The sequence below is a fragment of the Campylobacter sp. 19-13652 genome (assembly GCF_019702925.1).
In the GTDB taxonomy this organism is placed as follows: domain Bacteria; phylum Campylobacterota; class Campylobacteria; order Campylobacterales; family Campylobacteraceae; genus Campylobacter_A.
Genome location: NZ_AP024713.1, coordinates 483,133 through 497,694, shown reverse-complemented (window position 1 = coordinate 497,694; position 14,562 = coordinate 483,133). Strand labels below are relative to the sequence as shown.

Annotated in this window: 18 protein-coding genes and 1 pseudogene; 12 read left to right on the top strand and 7 right to left on the bottom strand. The window is 40.2% G+C overall.

The window, feature by feature from the left end:
- The 3 genes from LBC_RS02365 to hemB are packed head-to-tail and all read right to left on the bottom strand — an operon-like array spanning nt 1 to nt 2,337.
- Nucleotides 1-453, bottom strand: a complete 453-nt coding sequence (locus LBC_RS02365; protein ID WP_221254518.1) for a DUF2603 domain-containing protein — start codon at nt 451-453, stop codon at nt 1-3.
- A complete protein-coding gene (gene argF, locus LBC_RS02360; RefSeq protein ID WP_221254517.1) occupies nt 446-1,369 on the bottom strand; it encodes an ornithine carbamoyltransferase in 924 nt (307 codons plus the stop codon). Before argF ends, LBC_RS02365 begins: the two co-directional genes overlap by 8 nt.
- Nucleotides 1,366-2,337, bottom strand: a complete 972-nt coding sequence (gene hemB / locus LBC_RS02355; RefSeq protein ID WP_221254516.1) for a porphobilinogen synthase — start codon at nt 2,335-2,337, stop codon at nt 1,366-1,368. The genes argF and hemB overlap by 4 nt, the downstream gene beginning before the upstream one ends.
- Nucleotides 2,338-2,395: 58 nt before the next feature.
- Between hemB and ribA the strand changes: the two genes are divergently transcribed.
- The 6 genes and pseudogenes from ribA to LBC_RS02325 form a co-directional block, all read left to right on the top strand.
- Nucleotides 2,396-2,962, top strand: coding sequence for a GTP cyclohydrolase II (gene ribA, locus LBC_RS02350; RefSeq protein ID WP_221254515.1), 567 nt, complete (start codon nt 2,396-2,398; stop codon nt 2,960-2,962).
- Nucleotides 2,955-3,521 carry a 16S rRNA (guanine(527)-N(7))-methyltransferase RsmG gene (gene rsmG / locus LBC_RS02345; RefSeq protein WP_221254514.1) on the top strand — a complete coding sequence of 189 codons (567 nt, stop codon included), beginning with the start codon at nt 2,955-2,957 and terminating at the stop codon, nt 3,519-3,521. Before ribA ends, rsmG begins: the two co-directional genes overlap by 8 nt.
- Nucleotides 3,518-3,712, top strand: coding sequence for a hypothetical protein (locus LBC_RS02340; RefSeq protein WP_221254513.1), 195 nt, complete (start codon nt 3,518-3,520; stop codon nt 3,710-3,712). Before rsmG ends, LBC_RS02340 begins: the two co-directional genes overlap by 4 nt.
- Nucleotides 3,709-4,155 (top strand): hypothetical protein, encoded by a 447-nt coding sequence (locus LBC_RS02335; protein WP_221254512.1) that lies wholly within the window; start codon nt 3,709-3,711, stop codon nt 4,153-4,155. The genes LBC_RS02340 and LBC_RS02335 overlap by 4 nt, the downstream gene beginning before the upstream one ends.
- 9 nt (nt 4,156-4,164) lie before the next feature.
- Nucleotides 4,165-4,590: a hypothetical protein gene (locus LBC_RS02330; protein WP_221254511.1), complete on the top strand. Its 426-nt coding sequence runs from the start codon at nt 4,165-4,167 to the stop codon at nt 4,588-4,590.
- 549 nt (nt 4,591-5,139) lie between these two features.
- Nucleotides 5,140-5,364, top strand: a pseudogene (locus LBC_RS02325) (50S ribosomal protein L11); the annotation flags it as partial.
- A gap of 444 nt (nt 5,365-5,808) precedes the next feature.
- Here the strand turns inward: LBC_RS02325 and LBC_RS02320 are convergent.
- Together LBC_RS02320 and LBC_RS02315 are read right to left on the bottom strand one after the other, a co-directional pair.
- Nucleotides 5,809-6,360, bottom strand: coding sequence for an isochorismatase family protein (locus LBC_RS02320; protein WP_221254510.1), 552 nt, complete (start codon nt 6,358-6,360; stop codon nt 5,809-5,811).
- A gap of 9 nt (nt 6,361-6,369) precedes the next feature.
- Nucleotides 6,370-7,299 carry a Dyp-type peroxidase gene (locus tag LBC_RS02315; RefSeq protein ID WP_221254509.1) on the bottom strand — a complete coding sequence of 310 codons (930 nt, stop codon included), beginning with the start codon at nt 7,297-7,299 and terminating at the stop codon, nt 6,370-6,372.
- A 369-nt stretch (nt 7,300-7,668) separates the two neighbouring features.
- Between LBC_RS02315 and LBC_RS02310 the strand changes: the two genes are divergently transcribed.
- The gene (locus LBC_RS02310) at nt 7,669-8,103 is read left to right on the top strand and encodes a DNA starvation/stationary phase protection protein (RefSeq protein WP_221254508.1); all 435 of its coding nucleotides are present in this window, start codon (nt 7,669-7,671) and stop codon (nt 8,101-8,103) included.
- A 184-nt stretch (nt 8,104-8,287) separates the two neighbouring features.
- Here LBC_RS02310 and LBC_RS02305 read toward each other — a convergent pair whose 3' ends face one another.
- Complete coding sequence (locus LBC_RS02305; RefSeq protein ID WP_221254507.1) at nt 8,288-9,217, bottom strand: ribose-phosphate pyrophosphokinase; 930 nt, start codon at nt 9,215-9,217, stop codon at nt 8,288-8,290.
- Nucleotides 9,218-9,407: 190 nt separating this feature from the next.
- On the opposite strand from LBC_RS02305, the gene dcuC reads away from it, so the two are divergent.
- The 5 genes from dcuC to LBC_RS02280 all read left to right on the top strand — a co-directional run bounded on the left by dcuC (nt 9,408) and on the right by LBC_RS02280 (nt 14,105).
- Nucleotides 9,408-10,718: a C4-dicarboxylate transporter DcuC gene (gene dcuC, locus LBC_RS02300; RefSeq protein ID WP_221254506.1), complete on the top strand. Its 1,311-nt coding sequence runs from the start codon at nt 9,408-9,410 to the stop codon at nt 10,716-10,718.
- A gap of 94 nt (nt 10,719-10,812) precedes the next feature.
- Entirely contained in the window at nt 10,813-11,883 is a 1,071-nt protein-coding gene (locus tag LBC_RS02295) for an ABC transporter permease (RefSeq protein WP_221254505.1), read from the top strand.
- Nucleotides 11,880-12,623: an ABC transporter ATP-binding protein gene (locus LBC_RS02290; RefSeq protein ID WP_221254504.1), complete on the top strand. Its 744-nt coding sequence runs from the start codon at nt 11,880-11,882 to the stop codon at nt 12,621-12,623. The genes LBC_RS02295 and LBC_RS02290 overlap by 4 nt, the downstream gene beginning before the upstream one ends.
- A complete protein-coding gene (locus tag LBC_RS02285; protein WP_221254503.1) occupies nt 12,616-13,539 on the top strand; it encodes an MlaD family protein in 924 nt (307 codons plus the stop codon). The genes LBC_RS02290 and LBC_RS02285 overlap by 8 nt, the downstream gene beginning before the upstream one ends.
- A gap of 2 nt (nt 13,540-13,541) precedes the next feature.
- On the top strand, nt 13,542-14,105 hold the full coding sequence (locus LBC_RS02280) for a hypothetical protein (protein WP_221254502.1): 564 nt from the start codon (nt 13,542-13,544) through the stop codon (nt 14,103-14,105).
- Between the two features lie 30 nt (nt 14,106-14,135).
- Here LBC_RS02280 and LBC_RS02275 read toward each other — a convergent pair whose 3' ends face one another.
- Complete coding sequence (locus tag LBC_RS02275; RefSeq protein WP_221254501.1) at nt 14,136-14,498, bottom strand: histidine triad nucleotide-binding protein; 363 nt, start codon at nt 14,496-14,498, stop codon at nt 14,136-14,138.
- Between the last annotated feature and the right edge of the window lie 64 nt (nt 14,499-14,562).

Sequence of the window (14,562 nt, the reverse complement as noted above, 5' to 3'; positions counted from 1 at the left end):
CTACTCCTTCATAATTTCATTCATATCTACAAATAAATTTGGGTGGTCTTTTTTTATACATCTTACTAGCTTGTCTGTGTCTATTGAGCTTATGCTTGCTATATTTGACGGCTTTTGTCTTTTTACTTTATCCATAGCCACAGCCCAGACATCACTAAAATCTGCAGGAATATTTTGCCAAATGCTCTTTTCAAGCTTTAGCTCAAAGCACTCTTTTTGTACCTCTTTATAGCTTTGAGCCATAGCCATAAGCTCACCAAGCCCCATCATTACCCTAGGCTCGCCATCATCTAGCACAAACCACGGCGTATCCATATCCCACGCACCGCTTTTTAGGCTTATAAGTCTGCTATTTTCATCATCGCAAGCACTCATCTCAAGCACAACCCTGCCATCTTTTTTAATACCCAAATCAGCACTTGCTTGCTCTATTTTTTGATCGATTTTATTCATTCTTGTGCCTTAAAAGCCATAGCATAAGCCCCTTTTGGGCATGCAATCTATTTTCAGCTTCGTTAAAAATTTCATCAGCATGCGCCTCAAAAACCTCCTCGCTCACCTCATATCCACGATAAGCTGGCAAGCAGTGTAAAAACATAGCATCTGGCTTGGCTAAGCTCATTAATGCGCTATCTACGCAAAATCCAGCAAAATCAGCAAGCTTTTTTGCCTTTTGCTCCTCTTGCCCCATAGACACCCACGTATCAGTGCTTACCACGCTAGCACCACAAACCGCCTCTTTTGGGTCGTCAAAAATAGAAATTTTCGCGCCACTTATTTTTGCATTTTGTTTTGCTTTTTCTAGTACTTCAGAGCTTACCTCATAGCCCTTTGGTGTAGCGATATTTAGACTTAGCCCTAGCTTACTAGCTAGCATAAGCCAGCTATGGGCTATGTTATTACCATCTCCAACATAGGCTATTTTTGCGTCAGCCTTGCCAGATTCAACCATGCTAAGATAATCAGCCAAAAGCTGCACTGGATGAAATTTGTCGCTTAAGCCATTAATAACTGGCACGTTTGCGTACCTTGCAAATTCCACCAAATCCTCGTGGCAATTTACACGCAACATAGCCATATCGCACATCCTGCCTATAACCCTAGCTGTGTCTTTTATTGGCTCTCCACGCCCAAGCTGCAAGTCCTTACTTGATAAAAATAGCCCCCTGCCACCTAGCTCGTTTATGCCAACCTCAAAGCTAACCCTAGTGCGAGTTGAGTTTTTCTCAAATATCATGGCTAAATTTATCCCCTCAAGGTAGGGCTTTTTAACGCCGTTTTTACGCTCAGATTTTAGGCTAGCAGATAGGTCTAAAATCTGCAAAATTTCATCACGAGAAAAATCATCCAAGCTAAGACAATGTCTCATATCGCCCTGCCTAAAATAGCCGCTGCCTCTTTAGCGTGATAGGTGATTATTAGGTCTGCTCCAGCACGCTTAAACGCCAGCAAAGTCTCCATCATCACGCGCTCATAATCTATCACTCCAGCAGCCCCAGCTGCTTTTAGCATAGCGTACTCCCCACTTACATTATATGCACAAAGTGGGGCTAGAGTGCGCTCTTTTATCTCTTTTATCACGTCTAGATAGGCAAGAGCTGGCTTTACCATGAGTATATCAGCACCTTGCATCTCATCCTCTAGGCTCTCAGATATAGCTTCACGGATATTTGCTACGTCCATTTGATAACTCCTGCGATCGCCAAAGCTAGGTGCACTCTGCGCCACATCTCGAAATGGCCCGTAATAGGCTGAGGCAAATTTAGTCGAATATGACATTATAGGTAGGTTTTCATACCCAGCCCCATCAAGTGCGTCCCTAAGTGTGGCAATAATTCCATCCATCATACCACTTGGCGCGATGATGTCAGCGCCCGCTCTAGCGTGTACCAGGGCTTGCTTAGCCGAGATTTCAAGTGTAGCGTCGTTATCCACGCTATGTCCACAGAGTATGCCACAGTGTCCATGGTCTGTGTACTCACAAAAGCAAAGATCAGTTATTACTATTAAATCTGGGTAGGCTTTTTTTATCGCCCTTACAGCAGTGGCGATGATACCATCATCGCTTAATGCGTCGCTACCAACGCTATCTTTTAGACTTGGAATTCCAAATAAAATTATCGATTTTATGCCGAGCTTTACGACCTCTGCGCACTCTTTTAATATCTCATCAAGACTTAACTGAAACACCCCTGGCATAGAGGATATTTCATTTCTTACCCCACTTCCTGGTACGACAAAAAGCGGATAAATCAAATCATCGACACAAAGCCTAGTCTCCCTAACTAAAGAGCGTAAATTCTCACTACTTCTTAATCTTCTAAATCGTTTAAACATATTTTTGCCTTTAATCTGATAAAATGTTTGATTTTAGCATATTTGGAGTAAATTTAAAATGAAAATAGAAATTTCAGATGAGGCGAACCTGCCTTCACGTTTTGGACAGTATAAAGTAATGGCATTTAAAGAGGGCGAGAAAGAGCATCTTGCAATTTATAAGGGCGATTTAAACGGCGTAATAAACGTCAGAGTGCATTCAGAGTGCCTAACAGGCGATGCGATAGGCAGTCTAAAATGCGACTGCCGCGATCAGCTTGAGGCGGCACTAAAATATATCGAGCAGCACGGCGGAATGGTAATATATCTACGTCAAGAGGGGCGAAATATCGGGCTTTTAAATAAAATAAACGCCTACCATCTGCAAGATCTTGGCTTTGACACCATACAAGCAAACCATCAGCTTGGCTTTAAGGCGGATTTAAGAACTTACGAGATAGTCGATTTTATCCTAGCGCATTTTGGCATCACACAGATAAATCTGCTTACAAACAACCCAGAAAAACTCTCCGCACTAAAGGCAAAAATAGTAAATCGCATACCGATACAGATAACGCCGAATGAATTTAACGAAGGCTATTTGCGGGTCAAAAAAGAGCAAATGGGGCATATGCTAGATGAGTGATTTTAAGCTTTTTTGCGAGGAGTATGCGAGGATACTTGATAAATTTAACCGCGTGCATAGTCTAAGCAGATATAAAGCAGACGAGCTAAAAACTCAAATTGCCGATAGCGTGCTGCCACTTGAGCTTTTTTGCGACTTAACTGAGGCAAAAAGGGCTATTGATGTGGGCAGCGGAGCGGGGCTACCTGCGTTATTTTTAGCGGCTAAAATGTCACAGTGTGAGTGGAGCCTTTATGAGCCTATTGCAAAAAAGGCGAGCTTTTTAAGCTACTGCGTGGCGAGTCTTGGGCTAAAAAACGTAAAAATAAATAGCCAAAAAATCGAAACTTCGGATAAATTTAAAGCCGATTTAATCACCTCAAGAGCGCTTACAAACGCAAATGCCTTGATTGAGCTTTGCAGTGGATTTTACGATTCTAGCACGCTTTTTTTGCTCTATAAAGGCTCTGAATATAAAGACGAGATAGAGGCTTTAAAGGATAAATTTAAAAACGCAAAAATAGAGCTTAAAAGCGGCAATGAAGCAAGAATTTATGCGCTAGTTGGAGGCTTAACGTGATTAAAACAATAGTAGCTTTGCTTGTAGTATATGTGCTTTACTCGCTGTTTTTTAAGCGAAAAAACAGGATACAAAATAGCCCCCAAAAGGACGAGGAGAGCTTTGTGGCGTGCAAAAAATGTGGGGTATTTGTAGATGAGACTAGCCTAAAAAATGGGCTTTGTCAAAACTGCCAAAAGGAAAAGTCATGATAATAATAGGCGATGAGCTAATCAAATTTGATCCCATTTACATGGCAAACTCAACCGAAAAAATCGATGAGGCAATAATTGCGCACGCAAAAAAAGAGCAGACAAAAGTAGCGCACTCTCCTATAAATTTGCCACTAAGCGGAACTAGGCTTGAGGCGATAGTTGGGTTTAAATTTAATAAAGCCCTGATAAAAAAAGCCCAAAGCGTGGGCGCTAGAATGGCAATATTTTGCGCCGATATAAAGGAAATCCTGCTCGCAAATGCGCTAAAGGCTAGCCTTATCATCGTGCCATTAAGCCAAGCAAAGGAGGCGGTTAGGCTTGCAGAGTATTATCTATTTGACGCAAAAATAGCTTGCGTTATAGATAGCCTTGATGGGCTTAGCGAGCTTGCAGAGGCTGGAGTGGATGCAGCAATTTTAAAAAACGCTATCATAAACTAAGGAGAAAAAATGGCAAGTATAGTATTTAATATAAATGATATAAAGTCTTTAATAGACCATCACATAGCGATTTTAGAAAGATTTAACATGGCAAACGAGGCTCCATTTGCGCTGATTTATTTCCCAGTAAAAAATGGCGCAGCCGGCGGTGAAATATTTAAGCGCATATTAAGAAAAACAGACGCACTGTTTATCGACGGCGAGCATTACATAGCAATGCTAGTTGGCACTGACTGGAACGGTGGAGTTGATCTGCTTAGTGGGATTCAGGAGTTTTTAGATGAGCGACCAGCTGATGTGATAGTAACCTACCCAGATGACGGCACTGACGCAAAAAGTCTGATGAGCAAACTGCAAGATACCATAAGTGATAGCTATCAAATAGAGTTAAAGGCGCTTAGGACGGATAGTCCAGCACCTTTATTTGAAATTTAATAGCACGGATTTACCATAAATTTAAGCAAGCTTTGCAGGGATTACATCCACCCCCCCCCCCCCTGCTACTTGCCATGTTGCTGTAAATAGAGCATAAAGCCCTTTAAATAAATCCTAAGACAAAAAGCGCCAACACAGCATACGCAAGCAAATGAATAAAATTTAAAAATCAGCACAAATCGCTCTTTAAATCTTAACCTAAATGAAATTTAAAGCAACAAAACAGATAAATGCTTTATGCGGCTTATATTGCGTTATGATATGACAGTTTTCCTTTTTCTTTAGCTTAATGCACGCAAAGTAAGCGGTCTGCTTTCAAATATAAAATAGAAAAAGCAAAACAAACTTTAAACAGCTCAAATTCAAACCTCGTGCATTAATTAAGCGTCAAAATCTAAAATTTAACGCAAGCTAATTTAAAATATCAGCACCCATTTGCCATAACAAAGCAGCAAGCTTACTAAAACTACGCCCTAAAAGGGATGGCTTCCATAGATTTTTGCATTTAGCTTTATAAAACGATAAAAATCGTGATGATGTCGCAAAATATTTATCACCAAACAGCCACCAGCAAGCGACCTAATTAAAAAGGCAGCTGGTATATCAAAAGGTACAGATAATCCATTAAAAAACAAAGTTGGTAAATTAACAAAAGCTCAAGTTCTTGAGATAGTTGATAAAAAAATTGCTGATTTAAACACAAAAGATAAAGAGCAAGCCGCTAAAATAATCGCTGGCTCTGCTCGTTCTATGGGTGTTGAAGTAATAGACTAATAACCCTTACCGCCGGGTTGCTAGACAGAAGGCGGAAGCACTTTAGAATGCGGAGAGAATAATGTCAAAAAACACTAAAAGATTTCAAGAGCTACTTAAAAAGGTAGATACAGATAGAATTTATAATATAAGCAGTAATATTAGAACCGCTGGTATTAATTAGTGTCGCTAAAATTGCTCTATAATTTAAAACATTATCCTTAAAAAAGACAAATTTAAGCCGTGGCAAATTCAAAGCCAAAGATTTCGAGGTTTTGCCACTTCTTTAAAATTTAAACCATGCTTTAGACATTACTCATATCCAAACGATGCACGTGTAGCAATCTTGCACATGCGGTGCCAGCCTGCTAAATACTTAAAGTCTGCACTGCAAATTTAATAAATCAAAAACCCAAATAAAGCCGCCTGGGTTTTAGCCGCCCACAAAGCAGCATAGGATTAAACTCATATCACGCACCCTAGCCTTGCGCCAGCGTCCCTTAGCTGTTTTAGTGCATCCTTATGACCGTCTCTGCTTATATAGGCGCAAAGATTTTCATAAACCACCACCCTAAAGCCAGCCTCAATAAGAGCAAGGGCGCTATTTAGCACACAATACTCGCTCACAAAACCCACCAACTCGACATCAGTGTCCCTATCTAAAGCCTGATGAAATTTAACTCCAGCCTCATTTGAGGCATAAAAACAAGAATACTCCTCCTTATCATTATGCCTGGCTTTTTTAAAGCTGTTGTTTAAATTTGGAGAGTGCATCACCCCAGAAAATCCGCCATAAATGCTAGCTCCATGACTACCTGCTAAGCAGTGCGTCTGCCACTCTCCGCCATTTTTTAAAAAGCTACAATGCCCATCATCATGCCAATCCTGGGTATAAAAAACTTTATCATCTGGGGTAAGTCCGCTTAAAAATAGCACTATCTTATCAGCCACATCCTCAGCACAAATAGGCGCCAAAGAGCCTGAGATAAAGTCATTTTGAGCATCAATTACTACCACCTGCCTCACTTACGCAAGCTCCGAAAAGCCATCAAGCATCTCAAGACTAGGAGCTAAAAATAGCGTCCCGGTCTTTGGCGTACTAAAGTCCAAAATGCGGTCATAATTGCCCTCAGGCACGCCGACAAACATGCTAGTTAGCATCATTTTTGTAACCTTAAACGAGCTAGCATACGAGATAAAATACGTCCCTATCTCTGCAGTGTCTGGATTTCTAAAAGGCATATTGTCGCGCACTATTTTATTATCATCACCTACGTTTGCGCGCGCTGAGTGAGAATTTGTAGGCTTTACATCATCGCTCATCTCTATATCATCAGCCTTGCTTCTGCCGATGACTTTTTCCTGCGCTTCCACGCCCATAGCATTCCAGCTTTTCATGTCGTGGATATATTTTTGAACAAAAAGATAGCTCGCCCCCTCAAATCCAGGCTCACTAATCACACCAAACCTAGCCCTATCCTCGCCTTGCGGATTTTCCGTACCGTCCACAAAGCCAAGTATACTCCTGCCGTCCCAATACCTAAAGCCATGCACCTCCTCAACCCTATCAGCCACACCCTCAAGAGTGTTTGCAATATGAGTCGCCATATCTATACAGAGGCTAAATTCCTCACTACGTATATGAAAGTGCAAATCCCCACGAGTGCTTACAGCTGTGTGTTTTGCGCCTTTTATCTCCTCAAATTTCTCAAACTGCTCTGGCTTTGCCCCAAGTCCAAGCTCATCCCAAGCCTCTACGCCAACACCAAGTACAACACTGCTTTTAGTGCGCGCCTCTAGCATCCTAGCAGCAGCTGAGTTGTTTAAATTTAAAACAAGCTTACAGGTTTTGGCAAAGGCGGCCTTTTTATCCGATAAGCTTGCATTTTGCTTAAAATTATAAACTAAAAAAATAGTGTTTTTGTTTGGATTGCTTAAAATATCTTGATGCATCATTTCTCCTTTTAAAATTAATATAAATATGATTTTATTTTGGTAAAAAATTAATCTATTTTACTAAATTTTATTTAATAGCAAAATAACAGGGACTTTTACAACTACAACTTTAAAAAGCATTTATATGAATTAATATAAATTTATAAAAATGAGATAACACAAACTTAATCTAAAATATTAAATATTAAATTTATATTTTCAATAAAGACCATATTTATTTATCCATATAAATTTACTATAACATAGTAATATAAAAAATTTAAGAATATTAAACAATAATTTTTATTAGATAATATTTTTTATATCATTAAAAATAAATTTAATAAAAGCATTGTATAATTTCACCTGAAATTCAAAAAAGGAGACAAAATGTCAAAAGTAATAGAACAACTAAATCAAATCCAAGCAGACGCTCACGGACTATTCGTTAAATTCCACGACCTACACTGGCATGTAAAAGGCATACAGTTTTTTAGCGTACATGAGTACACAGAAAAAGCTTACGAATATATGAGCGAAATATTTGACGATGTAGCTGAGCGCGCTATAATGTTAGGTGGACGTCCGGTAGTCAGCGTTGATGAACTTGCTAAAAAATCTCACATAAAACACGAAGTAAAAGCAAGCTACACTCCAACCGAGGTACTAGAAATAGTCCTAGCCGAGTACAAACACCTACTTGATGAGTTTAAAAAACTTGATGAACTTGCAGAAGGCGACAGTACAACTCAAATGTATGCTCAAGATCAGATAGCTAAATATGAAAAAGCAATCTGGATGCTAAATGCTACTTTAGGCAAGTAATTCTAAATAAATTTAATATTTTTGGCGGGCTTTTGGCTCGCCTTTTATCCACATAATTATTTTAAATAAGAATTTTCAAATTTTACTAGCCGTCCTAAATCCAAAGACACTGCAAATTTAAACAATTAATCAAATAAAAAACAGAGCAAGCCCCACAATAGAGCCTACGCTATTTTAATTTAACCTACCCAAAAAGATTATTTACACTTTCATTGTGATAAACACGCCTTATTACCTCACCAAATAGCTGAGACACGCTTAGAACTTTTATGCAAGACATCTGCTCTTTTAACGGTATAGTATCAGTTACCACTAGCTCATCAAGTGCACCATTTTTTAGCCTTTCATATGCTGGTCCACTTAATACAGGATGAGTACAAAACGCCATGACGCTAGTTGCACCTCTTTCCTTAAAGACTTGCGCTGCCTTTACTATCGTCCCGGCAGTATCTATCATATCATCTATTAATATAACATCCTTGCCATTTACGTCGCCTATGATATTCATTACTTCGCTCTCATTTGCCTTTTCTCGGCGCTTATCAACTATTACCATATCAAGCCCGAGAGTCTTTGCCAAAGCCCTAGCACGCGCTACTCCACCCACATCTGGGCTAGCGACTATCGGATTTGGTAGATTTTTTTGCCTTACGTACTCATTAAATACTATCGTACCATATAAATTATCTACCGGAATATCAAAAAAGCCCTGGATTTGCCCTGCGTGTAAATCCATAGTAACCACGCGATTTATGCCAGCAGTTTGCATCATATTTGCCACAAGCTTAGCAGTTATCGGCACGCGCGGAGCTGCCTTTCTATCTTGTCTAGCATAGCCAAAATAAGGTACCACCGCAGTTATCGAGCTAGCCGAACTTCTGCGGAGTGCGTCAGTGAGGATTAAAAGCTCCATTAAATTTTCATTTGCAGGCGCACAGGTAGGCTGGATTACAAACACATCTTTTCCACGCACGCTCTCGCCTATTTGCACGCTTATCTCACCATCGCTAAATCTTTTAATACTGGCTTCACTTAAAGGCAGAGATAGATATTGTGCTATTTTTTTTGAAAATTCGACATTTGCGGTGCCGGAGAAGATCTTGTATCCTCGCATTTTTTATCCTTGTTAGGTTAAGTTTTTTAGGCATTTTAGCTAATGGGGGTTAAATTTGTGCTTTAATTTTGATTTTTTGCACTAGGTAATTTTTATTACATATTTAAATTTAAAAAATATTTATTTTTCAGATACTTTTAATTAAATCAAATTTATAATACCACTTTAAGTTTTTCTAAAGGAGCTAGCCATGGCTGCTTTTAAGCTCGCTCTTGCGCTACTTGGAATTTTAAGCGCAATCTACCTACTCGTAAAAAAGCACGAAACCAAAACAGTACTAATTTGTGTCGGTTTTATACTCTGCCTTTTCTCACTTGCGCCACTTAGTGCGTTTGATGCGTTTGCAAAGAGAATGACAAGTGGTGGGCTTATAATGGCGATTTGCGCCTCCATGGGCTTTGCTTACGTCATGCGCTATACCAAATGCGACCAGCATCTAGTCAGGATTCTTACAGTGCCTTTGCGTGGGCTTGGATTTTTTCTTATTCCGCTTACGACAGCACTTACATTTTTCATAAATATCGCAATACCGAGCGCAGCTGGCTGTTCGGCAGCTGTGGGCGGGACGCTAATACCTGTATTAATGGCCTCTGGTGTGCGCCCTGCGATGGCTGCAGCGGCTGTATTTTGTGGGACATTTGGCTCTATGCTAAGTCCAGGTAGCTCGCACAACGCCTTTGTGGCTGAGGTGGTTACAAAACAAACTGGAGTTAGCAAAACCGTAACCGATATGATTATAGCCCAGCTTCCTTACACCGTGGGCGCTTTAATACCAGCTGTAACATTTTTATGTATTATGGGCTTTATTTTTAAAGATTATGTCAAGGGGCATGATTTTAGCCATGAGGGCGTACAAAATGACGCCATAACAAAGGCAAATCCTATCTACGCACTTATGCCTCTAATTCCTCTAGCCATACTCATAGTAGGCGGCACCAGCCTATCTGAAAATCCATACCTAGCCTGGAGTAAAATGGGTGTACCGCAAGCCATGCTAATAGGCACAGTCCTAACCATTATAGTAACCCTAACCAACCCAGAAAAGATTACAAAAGAGTTCTTTAGCGGTATGGGGCAGGCTTATGCTGAGGTTATGGGGATTATCATAGCTGCTAGCGTGTTTGTTGCTGGACTTAGTGCAACTGGAGCTATAAGCTCAGCCATTGATTGGCTAAAAGACTCAAATGAATTTGTCCGCTGGGGTGGGACATTTGGGCCATTTTTAATGGGCGTGATGACTGGTTCTGGAGATGCGGCTGCTATGGCATTTAACGAAGCTGTTACCCCGCACGCAAATCTGCTTGGATATGATATGAGCGATTTGGGCTTAGCTGCGGCTACAGCTGGCGCACTTGGCAGGACCGCATCTCCGCTGGCTGGGGCTGCGATAGTCTGCGCTGGACTTGCGATGACTAGCCCTGTTGAAGTGGTAAAAAGAACAGCCATAGGTATGATAGCAGCGACGGCATTTTTAGCTATTTTTCAAATTTCTATGCTTTGATTTTAGACGCGCGAATAAATTCTATCTTTAAAAGCGTAAATTTATTTACAATTTTAAGATAGAATTTGCCCAAAAGTCAAAGCTAGGACAGTGTTTGAATAACTATAAACTCACCAAAAATAGCCACGCCACCACGCTTACGCTCACTGGTGACGTCAAATACGACTCATTGCCACCTAAGTTGCTTTTATCTCTGCAAAAAGAAAAAAGCCTAATCATAGACCTTAGCGGCTGCGATAGGCTTGATTATGCTGCGGCAATGCTACTTGATGATTTAAAGGCAAAAATGGGGCAAAGCTGCCAGATAAACGAGGCAAAATTTACTGATATTTTTAAATTTATCCGCACAGCTCACACTCCTCCACCTATTAAACACCATAATATAGCGCAAAAATTAGCTGATTTTATACTCGCTCAATCCTGCGTTATTTTAAATATGTGTGCCTTTTTAGGTGAGACTTTTGTACGCTCGCTAGCTGTACTTTTAAAACCCAGCAAACTTCGCCTACGAGCCATATCAAATATCATAGCCACAAGTGGCATAGGCTCACTCACTACAGTTTGTGTTACTAGTTTTATGATAGGCATAGTCCTGGCCTACATAGGCGCAGATATGCTCTCTCAATTTGGCGCCAGTAGCTACATTATAGATATAATGGGCATAATCAGCCTAAGGGAAGTAGCGCCACTACTTGCAGCCATTGTTGTGGCTGGGCAGAGTGCGAGTAGCTTTACTGCGTCAATAGGGGCTATGCGTGTAAATGAGGAGATAGACGCCATGTCTACTATGGGATTTGAGCCATTTTATTTTATCACCTTGCCACGCGTGCTTGCTATGATTGTGGCAATGCCGCTTATCATTATAGCAGCCGATGCAGCTAGTGTGCTAGGACAGATGATAGTGGCGAATAAATTCTTTGGATTTAACTTCACTGAATACATCTACAGATTTAGAGAGGCTGTGGGGCTAAATAACTTCTTTGTCGGACTTATAAAAGCTCCATTTTTTGGAGCAGTCATCGCTATGATAGGCTGCATAAATGGGCTAAATAGCAGCGCTGAAAACATAGGCACTCATACTACCAAAAGCGTAGTAAGCGCCACATTTTTAGTCATCGCGCTTGATGCGCTTTTTGCTATTATATTTTTAGAGATTGGCATATGATAGTAGAAGTTAAAGATTTAGTTACGACATATGGCGATAGGCTGCTTCATGATGGGGTTAGCTTTGGCGTAAGAGAGCGAGAAATTTATGGCATACTAGGCACTAGTGGGAGCGGAAAGACCACGCTATTAAAGACGCTAATTTATCTAAAAAAGCCAAAAAGTGGCGTAGTAAAGGTGCTTGGTGAGGACATTTGGCGATTAAAGTGCGAAAAAGATAGGCTAAAACTAAAGCTAAAAACAGGCGTGATGTTTCAGTTTGGCGCACTTTTTTCTGGTATGAGCGTGCTAGAAAATATAGGAGTGCTGCTTAGGGAATACAGCGACATAAAAGAGAGCGAAATAGACGAGATAGCGATGTTTTGGCTATTAAAGGTGGGGCTAAAGGAACAGGCCGCTAGACTTATGCCAGATGAGCTAAGCGGAGGCATGAAAAAGCGCGCAGCACTAGCTAGGGCTTTGGTGCTTAGCCCTAGGGTGCTATTTTTAGACGAGCCGACATCTGGGCTTGACCCCATAAGCGCAAGGGAGTTTGACGCACTTGTAGTACAGCTTAAGCAGATGCTTGGCATTAGCGTAGTTATGGTAACTCACGATGTAGACACTATAACTGGTGCGCTTGATAGGTTTTTGGTTCTTGATAATAAAAAAATAGCCTTTGAGGGGAATATCGATGAATTTGAAAAGCTTGAAAATAATCCGCTCGCTGAAATCATAGAACATAGGAAACATAATGGATAATAAAAAAACTTACCTTGTGGTTGGAATTTTTTTAGTAATTTGCATAGGTGCAGCTGGGCTTTTTATGTGGTTTATGCAAGGAGGCGACTCAAAGGGCGCAAACTACCGCTCATACTACATAAGTACCACAGCCTTGCCAACAGGACTAAAGGACGGGTCTGTTGTTAAATTTATCGGCGTAGACGCTGGCGTAGTGGATAAAATATCCTTTAGCGATGACAAAAACGCGACCATAGAAATAGAGCTAAAAATAAAGAAAAATCTCCCCATAAGGCACGATAGTATGGCGGTTGTTGAGCTGCAAGGCATAAGCGGCATAGCCTATTTAAATATCACTAGGGGCTCGCCCACCTCGCCGCTTTTTGCCCCTGATGAGCACGCTATTATCAAGCTAGAGGAGAGTTTGCTGAGTAAATTTGGAGAGCGCGCAAAGAGTCTAAGCGACCAGGCAAGCTCAGTGCTAACTAGCGTAGAATACATACTAGATGAGAAAAACAGACAAAGCCTTGCGACGCTTTTATCATCATTAGCAAGTATATCCAGCGAAATAGAAAAAAGCGGCGGCGCAAAAAGTCTAGGGCAAACCATAAAAAGACTTGATGAATTTAGCAAAATAGCGCTAAATGAAAAAAATGCAAATGCCTTTAATGAGGCGATTAATAGATTAAATCAAAGCGCAAACGCTCTAAAGATAATCTCAAGCAAAGAGCTACCTAGCACACTAAATGAGATAAAAGCACTTGCGGCAAAGCTAGGATCTAATGAATATAATCTACAAAAAATCCTCTACCCTAGTCTTAGTGAATTTGACGATACCTTGGCAAGTTTTAAGCGCACGTTAAAGCAGGTTGATGCCGCTCTTGATAGACTAGAGGATAATCCGTATGAGTTTTTCTTTAAAGATATAAAGGAGTAAGAATGAAAATTTATATGATTTTTGGTACTTTTTTAGCGATTTTACTAAGCGGCTGCCTAGCAAAAAGTGCGCCAGCACAGGAGACTTATTCGCTAAAGTATAATGCAATTAAAAACCAAGAGGTCTGCATACAAAGACTAAAAAGCAGTGTGTTTGTAAGAGCCGATTCAAACGATGATAATAAATTTATCTTTGTAAAAAACGGTGATAGACTCACTAGGCTAGCTGGGGCTAAATTTGACCTATTTTACACAGATATGCTAGTAAAAATGATGATTGGTGCACTTGGCAAAAGCTGCGAGTTTAGCCCTAGCGGAGCACGCATAGCTAGCGATATGCAGCTTGATTTAAGAGTGCTTGAGTTTTATGCTGATGATGAGAAAGCAAACATAAGCCTACTTTTTACCCTAACTAAAGCTGGAAGCGTAATAAAAACAGGTGTAATAAATAGCGCAAATAAAAGCGATGATAAAAGCGCAAAAAGCCTAGTTAAAGCCTTTAACGAAGCAGCAAATGATAGCGTCAATAAGGTGCTTTTAGAGATTTCTAAGGCACAAAATATTTAAGGAGCAAGTTAAATTTGCCCCTTAAATTTATTAAAATCCAGCTAGTGGATCGTTTGCAACAGGTGCTTTTAGCTCTGGCTTTAGGCTCATACCAGAAAGCAGATGAAAATGTAGGTGCATTACCTCCTGCCCTGCGCCCTCACCGCAGTTTGTAACGAGTTTATATCCGCTCTTATCTACTCCTAGCAATCTAGCGAGCTCTTGGATAAACTCAAGCATTTTTGCCATTAAAGCTGGCTCAAATTCCTGTATATTTTTAAAATGCTTTTTTGGAATTACTAATATATGTATGGGCGCTCGCGGATTTATATCCCTAAAAGCCAAAAAATCCTCATTCTCAAGCACCTTATTTGCAGGTATTTCGCCTGCTACAATTTTTTCAAACACTGTCATTTTATCTCCTTTAATCCTTTAAATTATATCAAATTATGGGAAAATTAATCAAAAATTTAATAAA

Coding starts and splice junctions, on each gene's coding strand:
- LBC_RS02365 (WP_221254518.1), bottom strand. CDS start 453: ATGAATAAAATCGATCAAAAAATAGAGCAAGCAAGTGCTGATTTGGGT.
- argF (WP_221254517.1), bottom strand. CDS start 1,369: ATGAGACATTGTCTTAGCTTGGATGATTTTTCTCGTGATGAAATTTTG.
- hemB (WP_221254516.1), bottom strand. CDS start 2,337: ATGTTTAAACGATTTAGAAGATTAAGAAGTAGTGAGAATTTACGCTCT.
- ribA (WP_221254515.1), top strand. CDS start 2,396: ATGAAAATAGAAATTTCAGATGAGGCGAACCTGCCTTCACGTTTTGGA.
- rsmG (WP_221254514.1), top strand. CDS start 2,955: ATGAGTGATTTTAAGCTTTTTTGCGAGGAGTATGCGAGGATACTTGAT.
- LBC_RS02335 (WP_221254512.1), top strand. CDS start 3,709: ATGATAATAATAGGCGATGAGCTAATCAAATTTGATCCCATTTACATG.
- LBC_RS02330 (WP_221254511.1), top strand. CDS start 4,165: ATGGCAAGTATAGTATTTAATATAAATGATATAAAGTCTTTAATAGAC.
- LBC_RS02315 (WP_221254509.1), bottom strand. CDS start 7,299: ATGATGCATCAAGATATTTTAAGCAATCCAAACAAAAACACTATTTTT.
- LBC_RS02310 (WP_221254508.1), top strand. CDS start 7,669: ATGTCAAAAGTAATAGAACAACTAAATCAAATCCAAGCAGACGCTCAC.
- LBC_RS02305 (WP_221254507.1), bottom strand. CDS start 9,217: ATGCGAGGATACAAGATCTTCTCCGGCACCGCAAATGTCGAATTTTCA.
- dcuC (WP_221254506.1), top strand. CDS start 9,408: ATGGCTGCTTTTAAGCTCGCTCTTGCGCTACTTGGAATTTTAAGCGCA.
- LBC_RS02290 (WP_221254504.1), top strand. CDS start 11,880: ATGATAGTAGAAGTTAAAGATTTAGTTACGACATATGGCGATAGGCTG.
- LBC_RS02285 (WP_221254503.1), top strand. CDS start 12,616: ATGGATAATAAAAAAACTTACCTTGTGGTTGGAATTTTTTTAGTAATT.
- LBC_RS02280 (WP_221254502.1), top strand. CDS start 13,542: ATGAAAATTTATATGATTTTTGGTACTTTTTTAGCGATTTTACTAAGC.
- LBC_RS02275 (WP_221254501.1), bottom strand. CDS start 14,498: ATGACAGTGTTTGAAAAAATTGTAGCAGGCGAAATACCTGCAAATAAG.